At 75.4% G+C, this 2906-nt stretch carries 3 protein-coding genes and 1 pseudogene; 2 read left to right on the forward strand and 2 right to left on the reverse strand.

The window, feature by feature from the left end; all coding sequences use genetic code 11:
- Both HUW36_RS29800 and HUW36_RS29805 read left to right on the forward strand, forming a co-directional pair.
- Window positions 1–315 (forward strand): annotated as a pseudogene (locus HUW36_RS29800) (DEAD/DEAH box helicase); the annotation flags it as partial.
- A 96-nt stretch (window positions 316–411) separates the two neighbouring features.
- Entirely contained in the window at window positions 412–1032 is a 621-nt protein-coding gene (locus tag HUW36_RS29805) for a putative glycolipid-binding domain-containing protein (protein WP_174531144.1), read from the forward strand.
- A 4-nt stretch (window positions 1033–1036) separates the two neighbouring features.
- Here HUW36_RS29805 and cds1 read toward each other — a convergent pair whose 3' ends face one another.
- On the reverse strand, window positions 1037–2128 hold the full coding sequence (gene cds1 / locus HUW36_RS29810; RefSeq protein ID WP_174531145.1) for an L-cysteine desulfhydrase Cds1: 1092 nt from the start codon (window positions 2126–2128) through the stop codon (window positions 1037–1039).
- A 10-nt stretch (window positions 2129–2138) separates the two neighbouring features.
- Window positions 2139–2906: SDR family NAD(P)-dependent oxidoreductase (locus HUW36_RS29815; protein ID WP_174531146.1), on the reverse strand; the 768-nt coding region annotated here is incomplete at its 5' end.

The following is a 2906-nucleotide window of genomic DNA, read 5'->3' on the forward strand; positions in this document are numbered from 1 at the left end:
GACCGGCCGTTCGGCGACCGGCACCGCCCGGCGGGTGGGCCCGGTTACGACCGGGACGCCCGTACCGACAGGCGGCGCGACGACCGGCCGAGCGGCGGGCACGGCTTCGGCGACCGCCGCCACGAGGACCGCCCGCAGGGCGAGCGGCGCTTCGGCGACCGGGACGGCCAGGCCGAGCGGCGCTACGGCGACCGGGGTGACTTCCGGTCGGCGGAGCGCCGGGGTGGATTTCGGCCGGAGGGGCGGGGCCGGGACGACCGGCCGCGCGACGACAGGCGGGGATTCGGCGGGCGTCCGCCGGCCCGCACCCACTGACCACAGACGCCACGCCACGCCGCCGTCGAGCACCGCTCGGCGGCGGCGTTCGCGCATCCGCTGCCGGTGTCGGACCGCTCGCGTAACGTCCGGGGCATGCCGAAGTCGCTCTTCTGGGTCCGGACCGACACCGCCGGCTCCGAGCACGTCGTGCTCGACGAGCGTCAGGGGTTGACCGCGCACGGTGTGGCGCTGGCCGTGGACCCGATTCCCTACACCTGCCGCTACCGCCTGACGCTCGCGCCGGACTGGTCGACGAGCCGGCTGGAGGTCGACGCGGACGGCGCCGGCTGGTCGCGGAGCGTACGCCTGGAACGGGGCGGCGACGGGTGGCGCGTGCGTACCGGTGAGGAGGGCGACCTGGACGCGGCGCTGCGCGCGGCCGGGCACCCCACGGCGGGCCTGCCGGGCACCGACGACCCGGACCGGTTGGCCGAGGCGCTCGACGTCGACCTGGGCGGCTCCCCGCTGACCAACACGCTGCCCATCCGCCGGATCGGGCTGGGCCGGCTCCCCGCCGACCTGGCCACCGGGGTGAAGGTCGCGTGGGTGCTGCTGCCCTCCCTGGAGGTGATCCCCGCCGAGCAGGTCTACACCTCGCTGGGGCCGGGCCGGGTGCGCTTCGCGAGCGACGGCTTCACCGCCGACCTGGAGGTCGACCCGGAAGGCTTCGTGGTGCGCTATCCCGGGCTCGCCGAGCGGGCCGACGCGCGCTGACCGGTCAGGCCGGCCACGCGCCGTCGGTCAGGAACCGGTCGATGGTGGCCAGGTGCGGGGCGAGGTCGAGCCCCTGCGCCGCCACCCACCTGTCGGAATAGTAGGTGTCGACGTAGCGGTCGCCCGGGTCGCAGATCAGCGTGACCACCGAGCCGGTGCGGCCGGCGGCGCGCATCTCCGCGATCAGCCCGAAGGCGCCCCAGAGGTTGGTGCCGGTGGACCCGCCCACCCGGCGGCCGAGCACCGTCGAGCCGGCCCGCATGGCGGCCAGCGACGCGGCGTCCGGCACCTGGACCATCCGGTCGACCACGCTGGGCAGGAAGGACGGCTCGACACCGGGCCGCCCGATGCCCTCGATCCGGGAGCCGCGACCGGTGCGTACCGACCAGTCGCCGGCCAGCCAGGCGGGATAGAACGCCGAGTTCTCCGGGTCGACCACGCAGAGCTTGGTGGGCAGCCGGCGGTAGCGGGCGTACCTGCCGATGGTCGCGCTGGTGCCGCCGGTGCCGGCCCCCACCACGACCCAGGTCGGCACCGGGTGGCGTTCGAGCGCGAGCTGGGCCCAGATCGACTCGGCGATGTTGTTGTTGCCCCGCCAGTCGGTGGCCCGCTCGGCGTAGGTGAACTGGTCCATGTAGTGGCCGCCGGCGTCCTCGGCCAGCCAGCGCGCCTCGATCACCACCTTGGCCGGGTCCTCGACCAGGTGGCAGCGCCCGCCCTGGAACTCGATCTGGGCGATCTTCTCGGGCGAGGTGGAGGCGGGCATGACCGCGATGAACGGCAGGCCGAGCATCCGCGCGAAGTACGCCTCGGAGACGGCGGTCGAGCCGGGCGACGCCTCGACGATCGTGGTCTCCGGGCCGATCCAGCCGTTGCACAGCCCGTAGAGGAACAGCGAACGGGCCAGCCGGTGCTTGAGCGACCCGGTGGGGTGCACCGACTCGTCCTTGAGATAGAGGTCGATGCCCCACTCGCGGGGCAGCGGGAAGGGCAGCAGGTGGGTGTCGGCGGAGCGGTTGGCGTCCGCCTCGACCGTGGCGATCGCCTCGGTCACCCAGCGCCGGCTGGCCTCGTCGCACCGGTCGAGATGAGTCACGCCGGCAACGTTACAAGCGAGGCGGGCTCGGATCCGCCCGGACCCGGCGGGCCTGCCGCCGCTGGCCGGCCCGCCCCGTCGCCCGCACCACCGGGGTGAGGGCCAGGGCGAGCCGGGGAAAGGCGTCGAGGAGCCGGACCTGCGCGCCGCGCCAGCGCGGCATGCTGACCACCGGGCGGGGCCGGCGGGCCAGTCGTACGGCCCGCGCGGCCACCCGCTCCGGCGTGAGCATCGCGCCGGTGAAGGAGGCCAGCGCGCCGGGGTCGTCCAGCTTGTCGTGCAGCATCGGCGTCCAGATCCCGTCCGGGCACAGGCACGACACGTGTACCCCCCGGACGCCCGCCATCCGCAGGTCGGCAAGCGTGCCGAGGCTGAACGCCAGCAGCGCGTGCTTGCTGGCCGCGTAGACCGTCTCGCCCGGTGCGGCGATCAGCCCGGCGAGCGAGACGACGTTGAGCACGTGCCCGTGGCCCTGCGCCCCCAGCACGGCCAGGGCGGCGAGGGTGCCGTTCATCGCCCCCAGCGCGTTGACCTCGACCAGCCGACGCCGGGTCGCCGGATCGTGCGTCCAGGCCGGTCCGGTGGCCAGCAGCCCGGCGTTGTTCACCCAGAGTCCCAGCCCGCCGGGTGCCCCGGCCGCTTCCGCGGCCACCTCGGCACAGGCCGCCTCGTCCCGTACGTCGAGCGGTCGGGACCAGCCGCCGAGCGGTGCCGCGGCGGCGGCCACCGCGGCGGCGTCCGCATCGGTCAGCAGGACCGGCCAGCCGTCGGCGTGCAG

This window comes from Micromonospora maritima, assembly GCF_902825405.1.
GTDB lineage: Bacteria > Actinomycetota > Actinomycetes > Mycobacteriales > Micromonosporaceae > Micromonospora > Micromonospora maritima.